Origin of the sequence: Chitinimonas sp. JJ19, assembly GCF_036961565.1 — a bacterium.
Classification (GTDB): Bacteria; Pseudomonadota; Gammaproteobacteria; order Burkholderiales; family Chitinimonadaceae; genus Chitinimonas.
Genome location: NZ_JBAMDD010000002.1, coordinates 414518 through 437482, shown reverse-complemented (window position 1 = coordinate 437482; position 22965 = coordinate 414518). Strand labels below are relative to the sequence as shown.

At 61.4% G+C, this 22965-nt stretch carries 15 protein-coding genes; 13 read left to right on the top strand and 2 right to left on the bottom strand.

Annotation, left to right across the window (positions count from 1 at the left end; all coding sequences use genetic code 11):
• Nucleotides 1-119: 119 nt before the first annotated feature.
• Nucleotides 120-731: a fused MFS/spermidine synthase gene (locus V7714_RS04405; RefSeq protein WP_335708618.1), complete on the top strand. Its 612-nt coding sequence runs from the start codon at nucleotides 120-122 to the stop codon at nucleotides 729-731.
• Complete coding sequence (locus V7714_RS04400; protein ID WP_335708617.1) at nucleotides 728-2254, top strand: spermidine synthase; 1527 nt, start codon at nucleotides 728-730, stop codon at nucleotides 2252-2254. Before V7714_RS04405 ends, V7714_RS04400 begins: the two co-directional genes overlap by 4 nt.
• 227 nt (nucleotides 2255-2481) lie before the next feature.
• Here V7714_RS04400 and rpoH read toward each other — a convergent pair whose 3' ends face one another.
• Together rpoH and V7714_RS04390 are read right to left on the bottom strand one after the other, a co-directional pair.
• Nucleotides 2482-3327, bottom strand: a complete 846-nt coding sequence (gene rpoH / locus V7714_RS04395; RefSeq protein WP_335708616.1) for an RNA polymerase sigma factor RpoH — start codon at nucleotides 3325-3327, stop codon at nucleotides 2482-2484.
• 141 nt (nucleotides 3328-3468) lie between these two features.
• The gene (locus V7714_RS04390) at nucleotides 3469-3960 is read right to left on the bottom strand and encodes a MarR family transcriptional regulator (protein WP_335708615.1); all 492 of its coding nucleotides are present in this window, start codon (nucleotides 3958-3960) and stop codon (nucleotides 3469-3471) included.
• Between the two features lie 831 nt (nucleotides 3961-4791).
• Here V7714_RS04390 and V7714_RS04385 point away from each other — a divergent pair.
• The 11 genes from V7714_RS04385 to V7714_RS04335 all read left to right on the top strand — a co-directional run bounded on the left by V7714_RS04385 (nucleotide 4792) and on the right by V7714_RS04335 (nucleotide 22952).
• Nucleotides 4792-6621 (top strand): S8 family peptidase, encoded by a 1830-nt coding sequence (locus tag V7714_RS04385; RefSeq protein ID WP_335708614.1) that lies wholly within the window; start codon nucleotides 4792-4794, stop codon nucleotides 6619-6621.
• A 442-nt stretch (nucleotides 6622-7063) separates the two neighbouring features.
• Nucleotides 7064-7780 (top strand): autoinducer binding domain-containing protein, encoded by a 717-nt coding sequence (locus tag V7714_RS04380; RefSeq protein WP_335708613.1) that lies wholly within the window; start codon nucleotides 7064-7066, stop codon nucleotides 7778-7780.
• A gap of 431 nt (nucleotides 7781-8211) precedes the next feature.
• Nucleotides 8212-8802, top strand: coding sequence for an acyl-homoserine-lactone synthase (locus V7714_RS04375; protein ID WP_335708612.1), 591 nt, complete (start codon nucleotides 8212-8214; stop codon nucleotides 8800-8802).
• Nucleotides 8803-8829: 27 nt separating this feature from the next.
• Nucleotides 8830-11067: an AMP-binding protein gene (locus V7714_RS04370; protein WP_335708611.1), complete on the top strand. Its 2238-nt coding sequence runs from the start codon at nucleotides 8830-8832 to the stop codon at nucleotides 11065-11067.
• Nucleotides 11051-11317, top strand: a complete 267-nt coding sequence (locus V7714_RS04365) for an acyl carrier protein (protein WP_335708610.1) — start codon at nucleotides 11051-11053, stop codon at nucleotides 11315-11317. Before V7714_RS04370 ends, V7714_RS04365 begins: the two co-directional genes overlap by 17 nt.
• Nucleotides 11314-12420, top strand: a complete 1107-nt coding sequence (locus V7714_RS04360) for a Rieske 2Fe-2S domain-containing protein (protein ID WP_335708609.1) — start codon at nucleotides 11314-11316, stop codon at nucleotides 12418-12420. Before V7714_RS04365 ends, V7714_RS04360 begins: the two co-directional genes overlap by 4 nt.
• A gap of 66 nt (nucleotides 12421-12486) precedes the next feature.
• Nucleotides 12487-14415 carry an aminotransferase class I/II-fold pyridoxal phosphate-dependent enzyme gene (locus V7714_RS04355; RefSeq protein WP_335708608.1) on the top strand — a complete coding sequence of 643 codons (1929 nt, stop codon included), beginning with the start codon at nucleotides 12487-12489 and terminating at the stop codon, nucleotides 14413-14415.
• Nucleotides 14416-14525: 110 nt separating this feature from the next.
• The gene (locus V7714_RS04350; protein WP_335708607.1) at nucleotides 14526-16118 is read left to right on the top strand and encodes an amino acid adenylation domain-containing protein; all 1593 of its coding nucleotides are present in this window, start codon (nucleotides 14526-14528) and stop codon (nucleotides 16116-16118) included.
• The gene (locus V7714_RS04345) at nucleotides 16118-18796 is read left to right on the top strand and encodes a polyketide synthase (protein ID WP_335708606.1); all 2679 of its coding nucleotides are present in this window, start codon (nucleotides 16118-16120) and stop codon (nucleotides 18794-18796) included. Before V7714_RS04350 ends, V7714_RS04345 begins: the two co-directional genes overlap by 1 nt.
• Before the next feature lie 3 nt (nucleotides 18797-18799).
• Nucleotides 18800-19972 carry an acyl-CoA dehydrogenase family protein gene (locus tag V7714_RS04340; protein ID WP_335708605.1) on the top strand — a complete coding sequence of 391 codons (1173 nt, stop codon included), beginning with the start codon at nucleotides 18800-18802 and terminating at the stop codon, nucleotides 19970-19972.
• A 148-nt stretch (nucleotides 19973-20120) separates the two neighbouring features.
• Nucleotides 20121-22952, top strand: coding sequence for an aminotransferase class III-fold pyridoxal phosphate-dependent enzyme (locus V7714_RS04335; protein WP_335708604.1), 2832 nt, complete (start codon nucleotides 20121-20123; stop codon nucleotides 22950-22952).
• The last annotated feature ends 13 nt before the right edge of the window (nucleotides 22953-22965 follow it).

Here is a 22965-nt window from a genome sequence, read left to right as displayed (position 1 = left end):
CTACATGCGCCTAGGTATGGAAGCGAGGCTGCGCATGGTTAGTAGTGCCTGCGCTTCTGCAGTGACCGATAAATGGCAAGCACTTGCGATAAGCGGGTGACACAACAGGAAGTAGGTCTATGCAAGGTAGTAAATTGGCGATTGCCAATGTTTTTACTTTGTCGGGTGCGGCAGGGCTGATCTACCAGATATGCTGGCAACGACTATTGTTCGGCAATTTCGGTGTGGACATGGAGTCCATTACCATCGTTGTGTCGGCGTTCATGCTTGGGTTGGGATTGGGTGGATGGTTTGGCGGTCGGCTGGCGGACCGTTTCCCCGATACCACCCTGAACCTGTTTGCCCTGTTCGAGCTGGGTATTGCCTTGTTCGGCATGATCAGCCCGATGTTGATAGGTGCGGCTGGTGACCTGTTCAGCAGTGCGCCACTATGGCAGGTCGGGCTTATCAATTTTATCCTTGTGTTGCCGGCGACCTTCGTGATGGGGGCCACCCTGCCGCTATTGACGACGCATTTCGCCAGGCATGACAAGGCAGTAGGAGAGTCCATAGGTTTGCTGTACTTCTTTAACACCATGGGTGCGGCGCTGGGGGCGCTTGCCTGCGGTTTTGTGTTGTTCCGGTATGTGACGCTCAACCAGGCCATCGGTATCGCTGTCGCCATCAATGTGCTGGTTGCTGTACTGGTCAAGCTGGTGCAATGGCGCCAGGAAAGAGTGCTGCAGCCATGATACGTCTCGCAGGCCTGTTGGCCTTCTTCTGTGGTCTCAGCAGCCTGGGACTGGAAATACTCTGGGTCAGGCTGGTAGGCTTTGCCCACCATTCTGTGCCCCAGGCCTTTGCCTTTGTCCTGTTTGCTTTCTTGATAGGCATTGCTGCCGGAGCCCACTACGGCAAGCGCCTGTGCCGTGACAACCATGCGCCACTGCAAGTGGCCGGTGTGCTCTTGGCTGCTTCTGGCCTATATGACATGCTCGCCCCATTGGTTTATGCCCTGGTAGTGTCAGTGCCTGTGCTGGAGACGGTAGTACTCTTTATCTTGGTGGCAGTGGCATCTGCATTGAAAGGGCTGTTGTTTCCCCTGGCTCATGAACTGGGCTCGCGCGGTGCGACAGCTTTGGGGCGTTCTGTTTCCAATGTCTATTTCGCCAATGTATTCGGTGCGACCGTAGGGCCGATACTGGTTGGTTTCGTGTTGCTGGATCGCTTGGGTGTGCAAGCCAGTTTCGTACTATTGGGTGTGCTTTCGCTGGTCGTCGGTCTGGGCCTGCTGGCCGCAAGCTTCTCCGGTGGCGCAAAGCCCTGGCGACTTGGCTTGGCTGGTGTCGCTACGCTGCTTTGTCTGGTGTGGGTACCCGCTGATTGGGTGGTGCAGCGTATTGCTGCTTCAGGTCGCCCAGCCTGGGAGACGGTCGGGAATATCATCGAGAACCGTCATGGCATTATCTATACGGTAGCCAGGCCAGGGCTGGCAGATAGCATCTACGGTGGCAATGTGCTGGACGGCGACTTCAATACCAGCATAGTGAGCAATAGCAATGGCATAGAACGGATGTATGCGCTGGCGGCGTTACGGCCGAATGCCAAGCGCATTCTGGTGGTGGGGCTGAGTGGTGGCTCATGGGTAGAGGTGCTGCGGCACCTACCCGAGGTTGAGCGTATTGATGTAGTCGAACTTAACCCTGGTTACTTGGACTTGATACAGCGCTACCCAACGGTAAAGGGGGTGCTGCATGACCCCAAGGTGCATATCCATGAGGCGGATGGCCGCAAGTGGCTAAAGCAGCATGAAGGTAGGTACGACCTGATAGTCATGAATACCACCTGGTATTGGCGTGCGTACTCAAGCTATTTGCTGAGCCAGGAGTTCTTGACTGTGCTTTCGTCACGCTTGGCGCCCGGCGGGATGCTGGCATTCAACAGCACTGGTTCGCCGGACGTGATGGAAACAGCGGCTCAGGTATTTCCACACCTGTTCAGGTATCGCAACTTCATCTTTGCTGGGCACCATGATGCCCGATCCAAGCTTGCCGAGCATGCGCATCTGATACGGCTTGTGCGCCCCAACTGCGGTAACGAAGGCTGTGGCAGCGAGCCCAAGATTGATCGGGCGATTGAGCGGGTGGCGCATTGGCGAACTGAAAGCCTGGAGATGGTACGCGCGGGGGCAGACAGGCCGCTGGAAGTGATTACCGAGCAGAACATGCTGACTGAGTACAAGTACGGTCGGGGATTCATGGCGCTGGAGTGGTAGTGGTAAGCAGGAGGATCAGAGTCAGCCAGACCATGGGCAGATAAGGATGAGCCGTTGCTAACCTTGATAAGGTTGGTGGTGCTCTTGTGCGGGCCTGTCGTGCTCCCAAGCGGTCTGCGCGCCTGCCTACGCGTAGACGGGGTGGAGCTGCTGCGCCGGGGCTTGGCTAGCGGCACCAAGCAAAAAAGGCGAACCTTGGGTTCGCCTTTTTGCTTGGTCATGCATAGTCAGGCCGGGGTCAGGGCCGTCTTCATCTTCTGCAGCGCCTTGACCTCAATCTGCCGGATGCGCTCGGCCGAGACGCCGAATTCATCGGCCAGATCGTGCAGGGTGGCGCCGCTGTCATCGGCGAGCCAGCGAGCTTCGACGATGCGGCGGCTGCGGGCGTCCAGGCCTTCCAGCGCGGATTGCAGGCCTTCGCCTTGCAGCCTATCGGTGGCGCGGCGCTCCAGTACGGCAACGGGTTCGTTGTCATTGTCGGCCAGCCAGTCTATGGGGGCATAGCTGTCTTCGTCACCGTCATCGGCTACCAGGGCGACGTCCTGGCCGCTCATGCGGGTTTCCATCTCCAGCACTTCCTCGGGCTTGACCCCCAGGTCGTCAGCGATCTGCTTGGCTTCAGTATGGCTGAGCGAGGCCAGGCTGGACTTCATGCTGCGCAGATTGAAGAACAGCTTGCGCTGGGCCTTGGTGGTGGCGATGCGAACCAGGCGCCAGTTGCGCAGGATGTATTCATGGATCTCGGCGCGTATCCAGTGTACCGCGAAGGAGAACAGGCGCACGCCACGGCTGGGCTCGAAGCGCTTGACTGCCTTCATCAGGCCGATATTGCCTTCTTGGATCAGGTCGGCTTGAGGCAGGCCGTAACCGGCATAGCCTCGGGCGATGGAGACCACCACGCGCAGGTGCGACATCACCAGCTTACCGGCGGCATCGAGATCATTGTGCTCGTGCAGGCGCGTGGCCAGCGAGACTTCTTCGTCCTGGCTGAGCAACGGAATGGCGTTGATTTGCTGGATATAGCGATCCAGGCTGTCGCCTGAGGCAATGGCCGGCAGGGTCATGGTGGTCATCTTGGTCTTGCTCCTTGTTGCGGCCTGTTGATTGACCGCAAAACGATATTAGCACTCTCAACCAGAGAGTGCCAATAGCGTAGAAGGTTCAGCCTGGGCAAGCATTTTTTTGCACGGTGAGTGCAAGGCCGTGTGGCCTGATCAACGCTGGCTGGGCCTGACCTGCGGGTCTTGCCGCAGTCTTTGGGTGTGCTGTTGCAGCAGGTCGCACAAGCTGCCCAGGGCCTGATGTATAAGCCGTTGTTGTGCAGCCGGATAGCTGGCATCCAGCGCCTGTATGGCACTGGAGAGTGGCTGGTAGAGGTGATTGATGGCGCCGATGCGGTCGGCAACTGGCATGAGCACGACGCTGCGGCGGTCTTGTGGATGAGGTTGGCGTTGTACAAAACCGGCGCGCTCCAGCCTATCTATCAGGCCGGTAATGGCGCCCGAGGTCAATTGGGTCTGGTCGGCCAATTGGCGCTGGGTCATGCCTGGTTGCTGCACGATCAGCCCCAATGCCTTGTGATCGGTCACGCTCAGGCCGATGGCGTCGGCCAGCGCTGCATCCAACATGGCGGCGTAGTTGCTGAAGGCGCTAGCCAGCTGATCAAGTCGTCCGTAGGCGGGGTCAGGGGGGGGCGGTATTTTCATCTTTGTTCACACCACGGGTTTGAAGCTGTGCATGGACCCAGGGGGCGGCGTAGCGGTTTGGGGCGCAGCCTGCCGCCCCGCTTTATTTCGATGCGGCGTTGTAGCGGCAGGGAATGCCCTGCAACCTCGCTGTATTCGCAATGAGGCGTTATTGAGAAATCTCCCCCTACATATCAGCCCCATGCTGCTTGGCGTGCTTTGCTCGCGCCTGGTCTTGCCTGGCAGTCGGGGTTGCTGGAAATCCCCTGAAGCCGCTCTCCTTCCCGGGAGGGTCAGGCAGCGTCGGAATAATTCACTCTGGTTGGGTTCGATTCGTCGAGCTTGCTGGGCACCTTCGTCGGGCTGCACCTTATACAGGGTGTCTCTTTCTGCATGGCATTCAATGCGCTCTTGCTAGCAGAAGTGATAGCCCCCGCCAGGTAGTGCGGCAAGTTATTTAACTAAATATATTTCTAATGTATTGATTTGTAAGGTGTTTTGTTTTCATCGGAATGGGGGGCGCACGGTCTGTCAGCACATTGACACTGATTGGAAGGCTGATTTAGATTGGTATCTAACTTAGTTGCTAAGTAAATAATAAGTATAGCAGATTTGGTGCTATAGCCTGGCTGTACGGCCAGGTATGGACAGGGCGCGATGATATGGCGGACAGGCAAGGCAGCTCGGGTGGTGCTGCCTAGGCGAACCGTGTCACGTACTGCGGTATTTCAGCCATGGTATCCCCTGGCGCTACGACTGCTGTCTTTACACAAGGACAGTGGGCGGTGGTTTATTCCCTGCGCTGATGGCGTCTCGGCGCAAATGCAAGTCCGATAACAACGGAGCAACGCAATGAAGAAGAACAAACAGCGTTTCGTAGCATTGAGCAAGGTGACTCTGGCGGTAGGGTTGGCACTATCTGGTGCTGCTGCCCTGGCCGCCGATGCAAGCAGTGGGACTGACCGTATCATCCTGAAGTATCGTGACAGCGGCCTGGCCGCGCCGCAGATGACCGGGCCGAATGCGGCCAGTGCGCGTGCCACAGTGCAGGCACAGCGGCAAAGCCGGGTGCAGCGCGCTGTGTCGGGTTTTGGCAGCTCGGCGACTCTGCTGCGTGAGGGCAGCAAGGGGGCGCAGATCTATAAGCTGGATCGGCGCTACAGCCTGGCTGAAGTGGAGGCCATGGCAGCGAATATCGCCAAGGGCGATGCGGGTGTGGAATATGCCGAGCCCGACAGGATGAAGCGCCATATGGATGTGGTGCCGAATGACCAGTATTGGACGCAGCAGTGGGATCTGCACAATAGCGTGACGGGGGTGAATGCGCTGCTGGCCTGGGGTAAGTCTACCGGCATGGGAGTGACCGTAGCGGTGGTGGACACCGGCTATACCCGCCACGCAGACCTGACCCGCAACCTGGTCAGCGGTGGTGGCTACGACATGATCAGCGACCCGGCAGTCAGCCGTAAGCCGGCTGGGCGTAGTCGGGATGCCATTGACGCCGGCGACTGGACGGTGGTGGACAATGAATGTGGCCAGGGTGAGCGGGCGTCGGGATCGAGCTGGCATGGTACCCATGTGGCCGGCACCGTCGCTGCGACGGCCCACAATGCCATGGGTATCGTGGGCCTGGCCTATGACGCCAAGATACTGCCGGTGCGGGTACTGGGCCGCTGTGGTGGCTATACCTCGGATATCGCGGACGGCATGGCTTGGGCATCGGGCGGCAGCATACCCAATGTGCCGCAGAACACCACGCCGGCCAGGGTGATCAATCTGTCGCTGGGTGGGACAGGGGCGTGCAGCCGGTATGAACAGGATGCTATCGACACGGCCCGTGCCAATGGCGCTGTGGTAGTGGTGGCGGCAGGCAATGATGGCATGGATGTCAGTACCGCCAGCCCTGCCAACTGCCAGGGCGTGGTGGCAGTGGCGGCATTGCGGGTGGATGGTGGCCTGGCGTCTTATTCCAACTATGGCAGCGGTATCGATATCGCTGCACCCGGCGGCGGCGGGCGGGATGACCCGAGCGAATACCGGGTGGGCATACGCTCGACCCTGAATGCCGGAACGACGGTGCGCGGTGCTGATACCTACGGTGACTACTCGGGTACCTCCATGGCCAGCCCCCATGTGGCTGCCGTGGCCGCCATGATGATTGCTGCCAAGCCCTCGTTGACGCCGGATCAGGTTGAAAGCCTGCTGAAGTCGTCGGCCCGGGCCTTTGTCAAACCCTGCTTGCGGCTGGATGGGCGTAGTGTGAGCTGTGGTACGGGCATGCTGGATGCCGCTGCGGCCATGGAGGCGGTATTGGGTGTCGAACCGACCACGCCACTTGAGCGTGAACCCAACAATACCTTGGGTACGGCCAACCGTATCTACACGCCGGCAAACTTTGAGGGTCTTATTAGCAATTCCACCGACCAGGATTGGTTTGTCATCGATTTGCCGGCCGGTAAGACATTGGCGGCGACTCTGAAGCCATCCGCCAGTACGGCTGACTTCGATCTCTATGTCTACAACAGCAGCGGTACCTTGCTGGGCAAGAGCGAGAAGGGGGCTGGCCAGTCTGATCTGGTCAGTGTCAGCAACAGCAGCGGGGCGACCGCTGCACGTTATGTGAAGGTGCTGCGCTACAGTACTTCGCCAGTTGGCAAGTACAGTCTCAAGTTGAGCAGGTAAGGCGGCTAGCAAGATTGCTAGTAGCTGCGGCCGCTGTTGCGGTGCAGCATACTGGTGATAAGTGCTTTAGCAGGGGGGCGGATGCCGAAAGGCACCTGCCCTTTTTTTGCGCTTGCAGGTAGGCGCTGCCCCCGGGCTTGCCGACAAGGTTATCAGCATATTCTGATGGGTAATATTTTGTATATCAAGCCGTTGCCGCTGTGCTTACGCTGGCGGCGGCTGAGGGTGGCGCGGGCCAGTCATATTGACTATGCTATTGGCATAATTGGCTGGTGCGGTGTGTGTCGGGCTTAGGTATTGAACTCAGTACATTTACAAGAACAAGCAGTGTCAACAACTGCGGCATGAAACGGGGCACGTATTACCCGGCCTGTTCAACTCGCCTGCTTGCAGGCAGGTGGATAGGTGGTTGAGTTCCGTTGGAATCACTCAGGAGGGATGGATGAAGAATTGGCAAGCGGACCTGTTGGCTGCCCAGGAGTCGGTGAATTGTGAAAAGGCTTTGCTTAAACAGATTGAACTGGCTGCGATCGCCCTGGGCTTTGAGTATTACGCCTATGGCTTGAGAGTGCCTTTACCGTTGTCCAACCCCAAGATGGTCATACTGAACAACTATCCGCTGGCATGGCAGCAGCGCTATATGGAGCAGGGCTATCTGCGCAAGGATGCGACGGTGCAGCATGGGCGCAGTTCGCAGACGCCCATCGTCTGGTCCAACCAGATATTCGCTTCGGCCACCGATCTGTGGGACGAGGCGCAATCATTCGGCCTGCGGCATGGCTGGGCGCAATCGAGCTGTGCCGCCAACGGCGTGGGCGGCATGCTGACCCTGGCTCGCTCCAGGGGGGTGATCACCGCTAAGGAGTTGCACAGCAAGGAACTGAAGATGCGCTGGCTGGTGCAGACCTCGCACAATGCCTTGGCCCGTATCCTGTCGCCCAAGTTGGGTATAGGCGGTGGCAAGCTGAACCTGACCCAGCGCGAGATGGAAGTGCTGAAGTGGACGGCTGACGGCAAAACCGCCAGTGAGATTTCCGAGATACTGGCTTTGTCTGAGAACACGGTGAATTTCCACATCAAGAATGCGGTGGCCAAAATGGGGGCGTCGAACAAGACGGCGGCCGTGGTACGTGCGGCCATGCTGGGCTTTTTGAATTGATGGCCTGAAGGCAGACGAAGGGCAGCAAGTACCTGGAGCGGCGCATTGCGCCGCTTTTTTTGCGCCCTGGCGCTGCGTGCACGGCACCCCCTGAGCGATCGTGGAGGGCGTGCATGCCCTGGTTTTGGCGCTTGCTTGGGGCCTGGCTGCCCTGGTTGCGCACCGTGTGGCAGGTCATTTGTCGACCCGTGATGTTGCAAAAAAATGACGGTCAGGCGCCTAGCCGCTGAAATGCCTTACTTCAAGGTGCTTGGCGGTGTTCGAGAGGGAGGCTGGTCGGTTGTGAAACCCTGATGTGTCGCCGCTGTGCGCCCTGGCGGCATGCCGGGCAGAAGACGACCCCACCAAATCTGGTAGTTACGTGAAGTCACCAAGCGCTATTCAATACGCTCCGATGCTCTCGCCGAGAAGAGCCGAATAAGGAGGTAGTGGTGCAAATCGTCACAGGAAGGTCTGACCATCTGCCGTCCGGCGTGTTCATGGGACTGGCCCGATATCGTCACCGGGTGTTCGTGGAAAAGCTGGGCTGGCAGCTCAAATGCCAGGATGGTCTCGAGTTTGATCAGTTCGACCGGCCCGATACGCTTTATGTGGTGGCCCAGGATCAGGACGATCAGGTAGTCGGCGGTGCCCGGCTGCTTCCTACGACCCGCCCCTATCTGCTGGGCGAAATTTTCCCTCAACTGCTTAACGGCCAGCCCGTACCCAACTCGTCCGATATCTGGGAGCTGTCGCGCTTTGCTGCGGTGGACTTCAGCGAGGCGGCCAGTTCGGCGGCCAATCCGGCCAAGCTGCCGCTGGGGCAGTTTTCCTCACCCGTGGCCGTGGAGCTACTGCAAGCCACGCTGGAACGTGCTGCCGAAAGCGGTGCCCGGCGCGTGATCACTGTCTCGCCGCTGGGCGTGGAACGGCTGCTGCGCAAGGCCGGATTCAGTGCTGATCGGGCGGGCTCACCCGTGCTGGTGGATGGCAACCCCATCATTGCCTGCTGGATCGATGTTCCTGGTTACTCCCCTTCCTGAGTCGGTTACAACTTCCGAAAGCGCACGATGACATCAAGCGATATTCGTATCCAGGTACTGGGCGGCGAAGGTGGCCTGCTCGCAGCAGATGAATTGATGGGCGGGCAGGCTGGCCACGCGCACTACCGCAATGGCCCGGCGGACTGCCATACCTTTCTTGATCTGCTGAAGTACCGGGTTGAGAGCGCGCCGCGCGAAATGGTTTATACGGTGCTGGGCGAGGACGCCGAGCAGGAGGAGACGCTCAGCTATTTCGAGCTGGAGTCACTGGTTACCCGCATTGCCCACGCGATCAAGAGCGTGCAGCGCTTGGAAGAAGCGGGGCAATCCAAGGTGGTGCTGGTACTGCCGCAAGGCAAGTACTTCGTTGCTGGGTTCTATGCCTGTCTGGCAGCTGGCGCCATTGCGGTGCCGACCTTTCCGCCCCGCAACCCGCTGCAGCGCGACAGGCTCAAGCTGATACTGCAGGATTTGCAGGACCCCATCGTACTCACCGATCTGGCAGGGCTGGACGGCCTGCTGGTCGACATCGAGCAGGATGCTGCCCTCAAGGGCTTGCGCTGGCTGAGCATGGAAGACTGCCTGGGTGAGCGGGCTGGGCATTTCAGCGAGTTTCAGGCGAATCCTGACGATATTGCCATGTTGCAATACACCTCAGGGTCTACCGGTAAGCCCAAGGGCGTTATCGTCAGCAATCGCAATCTGGTGGAGAACTCCCGCCTGATCGAACAGTGTTTCGGTCATCGCGAAGGGGTCAGCCGCTCGGTGATCTGGTTGCCCCCCTATCACGACATGGGCTTGGTGGGCGGCATCCTGCAGCCAGTCTGCGCTGGCTTTGCCACCATGCTGATACCGACCAATCTGGTGTTGCGCAGCCCCTATCGCTGGCTGGAGGCGGTGTCGCGGTTTCGTGGCACCAGCAGCGGCGGCCCTAACTTCGCTTTCGAGCTGTGCGTCAACAATATCCGCGACCGTCAGCTGGAGCAGCTGGATCTCAGTAGTTGGAACATCGCTTTCTGCGGCGCCGAACCCATCAACTACCACACCATGCAGCGCTTCGCCGAGCGTTTTGGCCGGGTCGGCTTTGATCCCGCTGCGCTGTATCCCTGCTACGGCATGGCCGAGGCTACCCTGATGGTGTCCGGCAAGCCGCTGGATACGCAGTTCAAGTCACTTAGCGTCAGCGCGCGGGAACTGGGCAAGAACCAGTTGAGCCCCTTGCCCGAGACAGACCCGGAAAGTCGCTATCTGGTCAGCAGTGGCCGGCCACATGATTCGCTGGATGTGCGGGTGGTGGACCCGCAGCTGGGTATTGCGCTCAAGGATGGCGAGATAGGCGAAATCTGGATCAGTGGCCCCAGTGTGGCGCAGGGCTACTGGAACGACCCTGGCAAGACACGCCAGCAGTTCGGCCTGCAGATCAATGGTCAGACCGGGCATTACATGCGCAGCGGTGACCTTGGCTTTCTGGCGGACGGTGAGTTGTTTGTTACTGGCCGCTTGAAGGAGGTCATCATCATACGCGGGGTCAATTTCTATCCGCAGGACCTGGAATACGAAGCGGCCGTGGCCTGTGCCGAGCTGAAGAGCGGCCGGGCGGTGGCCTTCTCGGTGGAAGAGCAGGAACGTGAACAGCTGGTGCTGGCCATAGAGGCCAGGCAGGCCGACCTGGACTTTGCCAGCCTGGTGGTGGCCATCAATCAGCGGCTGATACAGAAGTTCGGCATCAAGGCGGACAAGGTTGTCTTTGTGCCGCGCAAGACGGTCAAGATTACTTCGTCGGGCAAGCTGCAGCGTGTTGCGCTCAAGGGCGAATACCTGGATGGCAGCCTGAGCAGCTACTTCAGCTGGTGCGAGGCGGGCGGCGATGTAAGCGGCGCCAGCCACGAGCAGGCGACCGGCGCGGCGCTGGCGGTGTTGGACCTGGGATCGGCAGACAGCATCTGTTTGTGGCTGCGAGCCATGATTGCCAAGCTCAACCGCTGCAGCCTGGAACATGTCCGCGCCGAGGACCCGTTTGCGGCGCTGGGGCTGGACTCGGTGTCGGCCCTGCACATTCTCTCGGTGCTGGAGGCAGAGCACGGCGTGCTGGTGTCACCGGAGTCGCTCTATCAGTTCAATACCCCGCAGTCGCTGGCCTCGGAAATCGCCAGGCTGAGCTATCTGCGCTCGGCCGCCGCCTCTGCTGTGCACGAGCTCTGCGAGCTCGCTGCAACCCCGGAAACCCTCGTTCCAAGCCAGGACAACTATGCAATCCCTACATGATTTCACCGGAAAGGTACTGGGCTTTATCTCCCGCAGCTTTCTGGATGGCGACAAGAACCTGACGGTGGAGACGCCCCTGATGGAGCTGAACATCCTCGATTCGGTATCGGTATTCGACATCGTCGATTACATCTCCAGCGAATTCAAGATACGGATTCCCCTGGAGGAGATAGACCCGGTGAACTTCCAGAGCGTGGTCAGGCTGGAAGAGATGATTCTTAGATTGGCTAGCGGAGAGAGCGGAAAATGATACCCAACCAGTGGTATGCCGTAATACGTGGTCAGGATGTGAAGAACAAGCCGGTCGGGATTACCCGGCTGAACAAGAAGCTGGTGCTTTACCGCGATAGCAACGGTGAGGTGGCCTGCCTGGAAGATCGCTGCGCCCACAAGGGTGTGCTGTTGAGCAAGGGCAAGCAGCATGGCGATGCGATTGCCTGCCCCTATCACGGCTTCCAGTACAACCAGCAAGGCAAATGCGTGCATATGCCGGTACTGGGCAAGTGCGGCGTCATTCCCCGCACCATGCAGGTACCCGCTTACAAGGTACACGAGCAGCACGGCTTGATCTGGCTGTGGAATGGCGAGCAGCAGGACAGCTATCCCGAGGTGCCCATGTTCGCCAACTTTGCCGAATACAAGGGCTTTACCTCGCTGTATGGCTGGACCGCGCCCATCCATTACACGCGCTACGTCGAGAGCGTGTGCGAGGTCTACCACGTACCCTTTGTGCACAAGGGTTCCTTCCTGAATATCTGGGACCCCAAGGGCGGGCGGGTGGATGACTTCCGCTGCGCCATCGATGGGCACCTGATTACCAGCGACTTCATTCTGCGGCCCGATGACGAGCGCCCGGCCCAGGACACGCTGACGGCCAAGTTCCCATGGCAGCGGGGCTGGCGCATAGGCGTGGACGTGCTGATGCCCAATCTGGTGCAGATACGCAATGACGTATTTGACGTCTATCTGGTGGCCACGCCCATAGACGATGAGAACACCTGGGTCTGCTTCTGCTATCAGGAGCCCAAGAAAGACCTGCTGTTCCCCTTCTTCAAGCCTTTGCCCATACCGCTGTGGCGTCAGTTGCGGCCATGGATGATGTGCCGGATGGAACGCTTCATCCAGCAGGCCAAGGACTTGGAGGCCATAGAAGGGCAATGGCCGCGTGCCTCCAGCCTCAGCGCCAACAACCTGATCCCAGTGGACAAGGTCAACGCCTACTACCTGCGCCTGCGGGACAAGCTGATCCGCGAAGCGGAGGCCGGCAAGTCGACCCAGAGCAAGGCGCCGGCTGTGCCCATCCACCTGGTGACCGAGCCGGCAGGTTCGGCCCTGGAAACCAACTCTCTTTAAAACTTTCGCCGCCCCATTTTGCCGCCGCTTGCCCGGCTGGCCCAGACCACGCACAAGGACCGCGCAATGAATGAGCAAGCCATCGCCTCGCGATCAGCACCGGAAGAACTGATCCTCAGCGTCGTGAAGACGCATACCCGCTATGCCGAAGAGGATCTGATCGCCGACGCCTTGCTCCAGGAGGAGCTGGGCATAGACTCCATCATGATTGCCTACATCGGGGCTGATCTGAACAAGCTGTTTCAGGTGCCGCATACCGTGGGCACCCAGGGTGTGGAAACCCTGGCGATGCTGATGGCGCGTTTTCTCCCCTATCCGCTTCGTAACGATGCCACCCAACTGCTGGCCGGCCTGCAGGCTGCTGCCACGGAGGATGAGGCGGAAGGTGGGAACGAGGAAGGCGGAGATGCCCCGGACGGAGGCACCCGCCGTGCGGTCATCCTGGATGTGGTGAAGCAGCATACCCAGTATGCCCTGGCTGATCTGCAGCCTGCTGCCCTGCTGCAGGAAGACCTAGGGGTGGATTCCATCATGCTGGCCTATATCGTGGCCGACCTGAACAAGCTGTTCGAGCTGCCGGTGGCTGCCGAGGCCAGTGGCATGGAGACGCTGGACAGCCTGATTGCGCGGTTTGCCGCCTACCCGCTGAAAGCCGGCGCGGCTGCGCGGCTGCAGGCCGGTGGGGATGTGGCGGTGGCTGAGCCGGAGACGGTAACAGGGCGGCAGGACGCGTCTGACTACGATAGCCTGACCATGCGAGACTTTGCCGGCGACAACGGCCGCGACCTGTTTGGCAAGGTGCAGCGATTTGCGCCTTTCCTGCGTGATCGTACGGACAAGGGGCTGTTCTGGTACGGCATGCCATTCCGTAGCGCCTGTACCAACCGTGCAGTCATCTTCGACGAATACAGCGGCATGGAACGCGAGTTCCTGATGTTTGCCTCCAATAACTACCTGGGCCTGGCCAACGATCCCCGTGTGATTGATGCCATCGTCGATGCCACCCAGCGCTTTGGCGCCACCAATACCGGGTGCCGGCTTATCGGCGGGACCAATACCTTGCACCTGGAGCTGGAGGCCAAGCTGGCTGCCTTCAAGGGGCGTGAGGCCTGCATCGTGTTTCCGTCCGGCTACTCGGCCAATGTGGGGGTGATCTCGGCCTTGCTGGGTGGTAACGATACGGTGATCAGTGACGTCTACAACCATATGAGCATACAGGACGGCTGCAAGCTGTCTGGCGCTGCACGCCGCATCTACCAGCACAACGATATGGCCTCGCTGGAGATGGCCTTGCAGAAGGCGGACAGCCGCTCGGGCGGCAAGCTGATCGTGGCGGACGGGGTATTCAGCATGCATGGCGATATCGCCAAGCTGCCGGAGATGGTGGCCCTGGCGCGGCAATACGATGCCCGTCTGCTGATAGACGATGCCCACGCTACCGGCGTGCTGGGGCGTCGAGGCTCTGGCACGGCCGAGCACTTCGGCCTGGGCCACGAGGTAGACCTGGAGGTGGGCACCATGAGCAAGGCGCTGGCCGGCATGGGGGGCTTTGTGGTGGGTGACCGTGAGGTGATCGACTACCTGCGCTTCTACGCCAACTCCTATGTTTTCGCCGCCACCATCCCGGCTGGCGTGGCTGCCGGCCTGATCCGCTCGGTGGAATTGATGGAGCAGGAACCGGAGCGGCTGGAGACCCTGTGGGCCAATATCCGTTACCTCCGTACTGCCCTGCAGGCGGCAGGCTTCAATACCGAGCACAGTGAAAGCGCCGTCATCCCCATCGTCATCGGTGACGAACAGAAGACCATGGCCATGGGCCGGTCAGTGCGGCAGCGCGGCCTGTTCTGCCAGACCGTGGTGTTTCCTGGCGTGGCGGTGGGCGACGCGCGGCTACGTGTCAGTGTGCTCTCCACCCATACCCGCGAGGATCTGGACCAGGCCATCGCCATCTTTACCGAGGCGGCGGAGGAAAACCAGCTGTTCGCCAGGCACTAGCCATCTGCCGAAGGCTGCCCGGCCCGCCATGGCCTGGCAGCCGCTGAAACCCGCGCTGTATTCGCTTTATCGAACCTAGCCCGCGTCAGACCAACACCGGAAGACCCGCCATGCCACAACACCGTCAGATTGCACCGCCAGAGGCCGTGCACCAGCCCCTTGCGCGCTACGCCCGGACCAGTCCGGAGCGGCCCTTCCTGTTGGCAGAGGGGGGAGTCAGCTATGGCCGAGCGGCCGCCTGGGTGGCTGCATTGGCCAGTGAGCAGCTTGCCGATGTGGCCGAGCAAAGGGTGGCGATCTGGATGGCTAAGGGCAATCACTATGCCTTGTCCATTCTGGCCAGCCTGTACGCAGGCGCTTGCTATGTACCGCTGGATGGCGGCCAGCCCGTGCATCGGGCTGCAGGTATCGTGGAGGATGCGCAGGCCAGCGTACTGATAGTCGATACCGCGCACTATGCCGAATTGCAGTTGCTGGGCGTGCCCGATTGCGTGGAGCGCCTGATCCTGCTGCTGTCACAGGGGGAGGCGGCACCCGATGGTGAGGATGGCAGGCTGCTGGTGGTGGGCGATGCCATGCTGCTGGACAGGGCGTTGACGCTGGACGGCGGGAAGCCGGTTCCGCCCAGCCAGGTGGCGGCCATACTCTATACCTCGGGTTCGACCGGCAAGCCCAAGGGCGTGCAGCTGAGCCACCGCAACCTGTCCAACTTCATAGGCTGGTGCGGCGAGGAGCTGGCGCTGAGCCAGGATGACAGGCTGCTGAACATCGCCAGCTTCAATTTTGACCTCAGTACCTTCGACCTGTTCTGCAGCCTGCTGCATGGCGCCTCGGTCTATGTGAGCCATGAGCAGGAGCAGCAAACCCTGGGTCGCCTGGCGGATGTGCTGCGGCAGCAGCAGATCACCGTGCTGTACACCGTGCCGTCACTGCTGGCCCTGCTGAGCCGGGCTGGTATCTGGGAGGCGCTGGCACCGCTGAGCCTGCGTTATGTGATCTTTGCGGGCGAAGTGATGCCCTTGCCGCAACTGCAGTCGCTGGCGAGGCAGTTGCCGGCCAGTTGCCAGCTCTACAATTTTTATGGCCCGACCGAGACTAACGTGTGTCTGTATCACAAGGTCAGCGAGGCGGACCTGGCAGGATCGGCCCCGCTGCCCATAGGCCGGCCCATACGGGGAGCTGAGGTCTGGCTACGCGACCAGGATGGCCGCCGTCTGGGGACGGAAGAGGGCCAGCTTGGCGAGATCTGGGTAGCCGGTGCCTGCGTCACACCGGGCTACTGGCGGCGGCATGATGCCGTCAATGCCGAGAACCATGTGCTCAATCAACATGCCACCGGCGACTACGGGTCGTACCGCGATGGGGTGCTGGTCTACCACGGGCGCATGGATCGCATGCTCAAGCTCAATGGCTACCGGGTTGAGCTGGGCGAGATAGAGGCGGTGCTGGCCACCCATCCCGATATTCATGAGGTGGCGGTGTTGGCAGAGGCTGGCCCGGTCGTACGGCTGATGGTTTACCTGGCGACGCGCCAGGCTGACGCCAGTATTTCGATTGCCGACCTCAAGATATTCTGTGCGACCCGTTTGCCGCGCTACATGATTCCGCATGGCTTGTGCCAGATGGTGGCATTGCCAAAAAACGCCAATGGCAAGATTGATTACCGTGCCCTGGCCGATGCCGACAAGCTGGTGAGCGCCTGATGCAGCGGACTGAAGATCACGCACCGGCAGTTGCCGTGGTGGGGATGGCCTGCCGCTACGCTGATATAGCGTCACCGGCTGCGTTGTGGCAGCGCTTGCAGATGCCTGGGCAGGTGGCGGCCGAGGGTTTGCGGCGTATGGGACCGGTACGGGCGGAGCTGGCGCAGTTCGGTATTCCGCCCATCTATCGGGATTCCATCAACACCCTGCAGCTGCACCTGTTCGAGCTGGCGCAGCAGGCCCTGCAACAGGCCGGCTTGGCAGACGGGGGTATTGAGGCCGAGTACACCGATGTGATTTTCTGCAGCGGCTTTGGCCTGAACCGTGGCTACGAGAACTTTGCGCGCATACAGGCGCAACACCTGGCCGTTGAGTTTGCGGCTGCGGCGGCTGGCGACGAAGGCCAGGCTGAGCTGCTGGCAGGCAAGCTGCGCCAGGGGCTGCAGCAGGATTTTTCGGCCAGCTCGCACGACAAGGTGGGCGAGATGGCCAGCTCCATCCCTGCCCGCATTGCCGGCTTCTTCAAGCTGCGCGGCCAGTCCATGGCGCTGGAGTCGCTGGATGGTGGCGGTGTGCAGGCTTTGCTGGCGGCGTGTGAATCATTGCGGCAGGGCCGTGCCAAGGCCGTCTTGCTGCTGGCGGGGCAGGGCTTGGAATCGGAATTGATGCTGGAGGTGCTGGCAGGCCAGGGCATTACAGCCGAACTACCGGGCCCGACGCATGCCGAGGAAGGCCTGGGCGGGGTGGGGGAGGGTGCTTGCGCCCTGGTGCTGAAAGCCTGCCATCAGCCCGAGCCGAGGGCGCTGGCCTACCTGGGTGGGCTGTATGCCTGCCCGGCCGGTGACGAGGCTGAGCTGGCGATGCAGCGATCAGCCCTGTGCACTGCCGACCTGGTTTATGTGGATATGCTGCGCAATTGCTGCGAGGCGCGCTACGCCACCATGCTGGCGGCGACTGCCGCCGCGGCCTACCGCAATGATGCACAGCGCAAGTGCTATTGGGGGGCTGCCCAGAATGCAACGGGCTACACCTATGCCGCCAGTGTGCTGACCGGCATGTTGAAGGCGCTGCTGGTATTGGAGCACCGCCAGGTGCCACCGTCCCGTGGCCAGGATGAGGCGGTGGCACGCCCCTTTACCGACTTACTCAACCTGATACTGCCCAGCCAGACCGTGGCTTTGGGGGGCGGTGCCATTGCGGCCATGGTAGCGGGTGAGGACCTGCGTGGTTGTGCCTTTGGCGTGCGCCTGCAAAGCGAGTTTCCTGGGGCGGCCTCTGCCACGCCCATCGGCACGGTGCAGCAGCCTGTTGCGCTGGTGGGCATGGGGGGCTGCTTCGGCCAGGCCATAGGCCTGGATGAATACTGGGAATACCTGAGTGGCGCGGCCGACAGCTTCGGCAGCCTGGATGGGCAGCGCTTTCTGCCCCAGGTTTACCGCCATGAGGATCCGGCGGCCCCCGGTAGTTACTACATCGCCCGTGCCTCCGCCATGCCGCTGGGGTGGTTGGAGCGGATACAGAGCGGGCTGGCCGAGCAGGGCTATGGCCCGGCCCAGTTGGCGGCCTGTACCGCGGCGCAGGAGGCGGTGCGCAGCGTGCCTGCGGCGGCAGGGGGAGGGCGGGTGTTGGCGGTGACGGCTTCCAATCTCACCCTGGGCGTAGAGAAGCTGGCCGCCAGCCGGTACTTCCGCCAGCAGGTGGTGGCTTGCTTCCGCAAGGTGGCACAGGCGCAGGGTCTTGCTGGGTCCGCAGTGCAGGCTGGCCTGGCGGCGGTGTCGCGACAATGGGCCGTGCAGGGCGAGCATGCACCGGCGTTGGAGCTGCTGGCTGCCAGCGGTATCAGCCGGTTGGTGGCGGAGCAGTTTGGCTTGCACGCCCAGTGTGTGGCGGTGGAAGCGGCGTGTGCCGGCTCGCTGGCCGCCCTGGACCTGGCGGTGAACAGCCTGCGGGCTGGCCGCTGCGATGTGGCCCTGGTCAGCGGGGTGGAGTTGCCGGTCAATATCAATGATCTTTGCCTGTGCTCTTCGCAACGGATGCTGGCGCCAGACCTGATTGCCACCTTCAGCAGCACGGCCAGTGGCTTCACGCCTGGTGATGGCGCCGGCACCCTGGTGTTGCGCCGGGCCTATGACTTGCCGGCCGGCCTCACCGCACGTGCACTGATTACCGCGCTGGCCGGCAGCACCGATGCCAAGTCGATGATTGCGCCCAATACCGAGGGGCAGGTCAAGGCCATGGAAAGGGCGCTGCTCCAGTCGCCGCACGGTACCGAGGGGATAGATTTCATTGAGACCCATGGCACGGGCACCCGGATTGGGGACCAGGTGGAGATCAGCTCACTGGCCCAGGTCTACCGCCCCCTGCCTGGGCGTATGCGCAAGTTGGGCGCGCTCAAGACCCGCTTTGGCCACTGCTTTGCCGCAGCGGGCATGGCCAGCGTGATCAAGACGGTGCTGGTCATGGAGCGGGGGCAGCTGCCCGCCAACCGTCTGCGTGGCGCCATCAATCCTGAGTTGCAGCTGGCTGAGCGCGGCTTTGACGTGCTGGCGCATACGCAGAGCTGGCCCCGCCCCGCGCAGGGACCGCGCCGCGCTGCCATCAATGCCTTTGGTACCGGCGGTATCAATTTCCATCTGTTGATGGAATCTCCCCCCATTGCTGCATCCCTTCCCGAGTGAACCATGGATTTTTCGCTTAATGCACAGCAAGCCGCCATCCAGCGCGGCATTGCCGAGATCGCCGCCGAACTGGCCGATCCCGAACTGACGCAGCGCGACCTGGCTGCGGCGTTCTCCCGACCGCTCTGGCAGGTGCTGCACCGGCACGGCTTCAGCAGCCTGTTTGTCGATACCGAGCGCGGCGGCTTGGGTTATGGCGCCGTCGATGCCGCCCTGGCCTTGGAGGCACTGGGGCAGCATTGCCAGGATACCGGCCTGGTATTTGCCCTGTCGGCCCATCTGTGCGCCTGCCTGCATCCCCTGCTCAAGTATGGCAAGCCGGCGCAGCTGGAACGGTGGCTGCCACGCGTCATGCAGGGACAGATAGGTGCCCATGCGGTGACCGAGGTGGAGGCAGGCTCGGATGTGTTCGCCATGCAGACCCAGGCGAAGAAGGAGGGGCCGGGCTATGTGATCAATGGCAGCAAGTGCTACATCACCAATGCGCCGGTGGCGGACTTCCTGCTGGTCCACGCCCGCACGGGCCCGGGCCAGAGCTATTTCGATTTCAGTACCTTTATCCTGCCGGCCGATGCACCAGGGGTCAGCATCAGCGCGGTGCCGCACGAGAAGCTGGGGCTGCGCACGGCGGCCATGGGTGATATCCGCTTTGAACATGTCTGGGTGCCCGAGGCGGACCGTATCGGGGCCGAGGGCAGTGGTGGCCCGATCTTCCAGGTATCGATGGAGTGGGAGCGTACCTGTCTGTTCGCCCTGTACCTGGGGGTGATGCAGCGGCAGTTGGATCTTTGCGTGGCTCGTAGTGAGTCGCGGCAGCAGTTCGGCCAGGCCATCTCGGCCTACCAGGCCGTCAGCCACAAGCTGGTCGATATGTCGCTGCGGCTGGAGTCGGCCCGGTTGGCCATCTACAAATCGGCCTGGTTGCTGGACCAGGGCAGGCCGGATAGCGCCTGCGCGGCCATGGCCAAGCTGCTGGTGTCGGACGCGGCCATGCAGAACGGCCTGGCGGCCGTCCAGATTCACGGCGCCCAGGGAATACTCTGCGGCGAGATAGAGCGGCAGTTGCGCAATGCCATGCCGGCTAGCGTGTTCTCCGGCACGACGGAAGTCCTCAAGAACAACCTTGCCCGCCAATTGCGGTCGGCAGTGTCAATACGCCAGGCATCCAGCCAATAAGCGCCGCTAACAAAACCTTTCGGCGTTGTTGTGCGAGCTTGCCGTACCTACGTACTGTCATCGCTCGCACGCCTAGCCAGAACCGCTGCGCTGGGTTTTGTTAACCGCTCTATATACCTAGCCAAACAAGCAAGAAGGAATGAGGAAGATGGAAAAGCTGGTCGGTCAGAGTGTGATGGGTAAGGAAGCCCTGCTGCAGGCAGCCGGCCTGCTGGTGGATTTCAGCAAGGCCGAGGGCGATATGCTCTACATGGAAGGTGGCGAAGACGGCGAGGCCGGGCTGACTCCCATACTGGACATGGTGGGGGGCTTTGGTTCCACCTTGCTGGGACATAACCACCCGGAGATACGGCAGGCGCTGGAGCAATGCGTGGCGGCCGGTCGCCCCATCCATGCCCAGGGTGCACGGCGCGGCCAATCGGTGGCCTTGCGCGAAGCCTTGGCCAACAGCCTCAAGCGGCATGGCGGGCGCGACTACCAGATCGTGGTGCTCAATACCGGCACCGAGGCGGTCGAGGCGGCCATCAAGCATGCCCAGTATGAATATGCCCGGCGCCTGCAGCGCATGGCCGACGAAGCAGCGGATAGCGTACGCATGCTGCAGATCAAGCTGGAGCGCGGCGAGCTGGAGATCAGCGAGGCGTTTCTGCTGCAGTGTGAACGGGTGCTCCAGCAGGAGCCGCTGGACGACCTGGATGCGCTGCTGACGGCCTTGGCACACCGCAATCAGCAAGCCTTCAACCGCCATGAGTTCGTGGCGGCCTTCAAGGGGGCCTTCCACGGCAAGACCCGTGGTTCATTGGCGCTGACCTGGAACCGCGATGCCCGCCTGCCCTTTATCCGTAACAATCCGGATGCCGTGTTCATTGACGATTGCGCGGCATTTGCCGACCTGCTGGCCAGCCGCCAGCAGTGTTACTACCAGTTTGCCTTTGCGCCATTACGGCTGGAAATACGCCAGTTCAACACCCTGGCGGCCCTGATCTATGAACCCATACAGGGCGAGGGCGGGATAGTGGAGGTGAGTGCCGAGCGTCGCGAACTGTTGCTGCGGATCAAGGCCGAGCACCCTGAGGTGGCCATCATTGCCGACGAAATACAGTGTGGCCTGGGCCGTTCGGGCAGCTTTCTGGAAAGCCAGGCACAGGGCCTGCCCAACGACTACCTGACCTTCTCCAAATCGCTGGGTGGCGGTTACGCCAAGATATCGGCACTGGCGATAGCCACCGACCGCTACCGCAATGAGTTCAGCATGCTGCACAGCTCGACCTTTGCCGAGGATGATCTGTCGACCACCCTGGCCAAGCGTACGCTGGAGATCATAGAACGTGATGGTCTGCCGGCACGCTGTGCGCAACTGGGCTCCGCCCTGACCGAATCCCTGCAGGCACTGCAGCGCAAGTGGCCTGGTGTGATCAAGGATGTGCGCGGCAAGGGTGCGATGCTGGGGCTGGAGTTGCAGGATCTGTCGGCCCATCCCTCGGCAGTGCTGTCCAGCCTGGCGCAGGACGGCATGCTGAGCATGATCTGCGCGGGCTACCTGCTGCATAGGCGGCAGATACGGGTGCTGCCTTCGCTGGGCAAGCGTGGTGTACTGCGGCTGGAGCCCTCGGCCTACTTCCGCCCTGAGTACATCCCACAACTGCAGGCGGGCCTGGATGATCTGTGTGCCTTGCTGGCCGGTGAGGATGTGGCGGGTTTGCTGGCCTATCTGATCGAACCCGGTGCTGCTGGGCGGCAGCCGGCCGCTGCCGGTGCCCCCTTATTGCATCCGCAGCGTGAGCCGGCAGAGGCGATGGCCATGGAAAAGGTGGGCTTTATTGCCCATTTGATCGACACCAGCAGTTTGCTGGAGTGGGACCCCTCGCTGGCCGCTTTCGACGAAGAGGAGTTGGGCCGCCTGCGGGAACAGATACAGTCCACCCTGGAGCCGCAGCGCATTGTGCGGCGGCAGGTGCGCTCGCCCTTGGGCAAGCAGGTGGAGGTCATACTCTACGGCATCCTGATGGATGCGGAGACGATAGAGGACGATATCCGCTTCAATAAATCGGACCGTATCCGCAAGCAGGTGCTGACTGCCTACGATCTGGCCCGCCAGGATGGCTGCTCCATGGTTGGCTTCGGCGGCTATACCTCCATCGTGACGGCCAACTGCAGTGAGTTCGACTACAGCTTTCCTGCCGTGACATCGGGTAATGCGCTGACGGTGGCGACCAGCCTGGCCACCTTGCGTCACAGTGCTGGTGCGCATGGTCTGCGGCTGGCCGAGGCCCATGTGGCGGTGGTGGGGGCTACCGGGAATATCGGCATGGTCCATGCCGCCCTGATCGCCCATGAGTGTGCCCGTCTGACCCTGGTGGGGCGTGCTGGTGCGGGGTCACGCCTGGCCGCAGTGGCTGATTATGTGGTGCGTGACCTGGCCGAGCAGGTGGAGGCGGCTGGTGGCGGTTTGCTCAAGCAGCGCTTTGCCCTGCATTACCAGCACGCCTTGCGCGATGGCATGGCAACCGAGGCGGCTTTGGGCGCCGCCATGAGCCATCTGATGGCGGAGGGCCTGCTGGCATACAGCGAGGAGACCCATAGCTGCCGGGCGGCCGATATCGTGGTCAGTGCCTCCAACAGCAGCAAGCCTTTCCTCGATGCCAGCCACTTCGCGGCTGACAAGCCGGTGTTGATCAGTGATATCGCCATACCGGGGGATGTCGTCCGCGATCTGTCGCAGCAGGTGCCCAGCCTGCGCCTGATACGGGGTGGCGTGGTCAGCATGCCGCACAACCCCGATTTTGACCTGCCTGGCATACAGCTTGGCCGTGGCCAGGTTTACGCCTGTGCAGGTGAGACCCTGCTGCTGGGGCTGGCAGGCATCAAGTCGGACTACAGCAAGGGGGCGGTGACCACCCGTCAGGTACGCGAAATCGAGGCGCTGGCACGCATGCACGGGTTTGAACTGAACCGTGAGAAGTTGGTGAGCGTGTTTTGAACCTGCACGACAC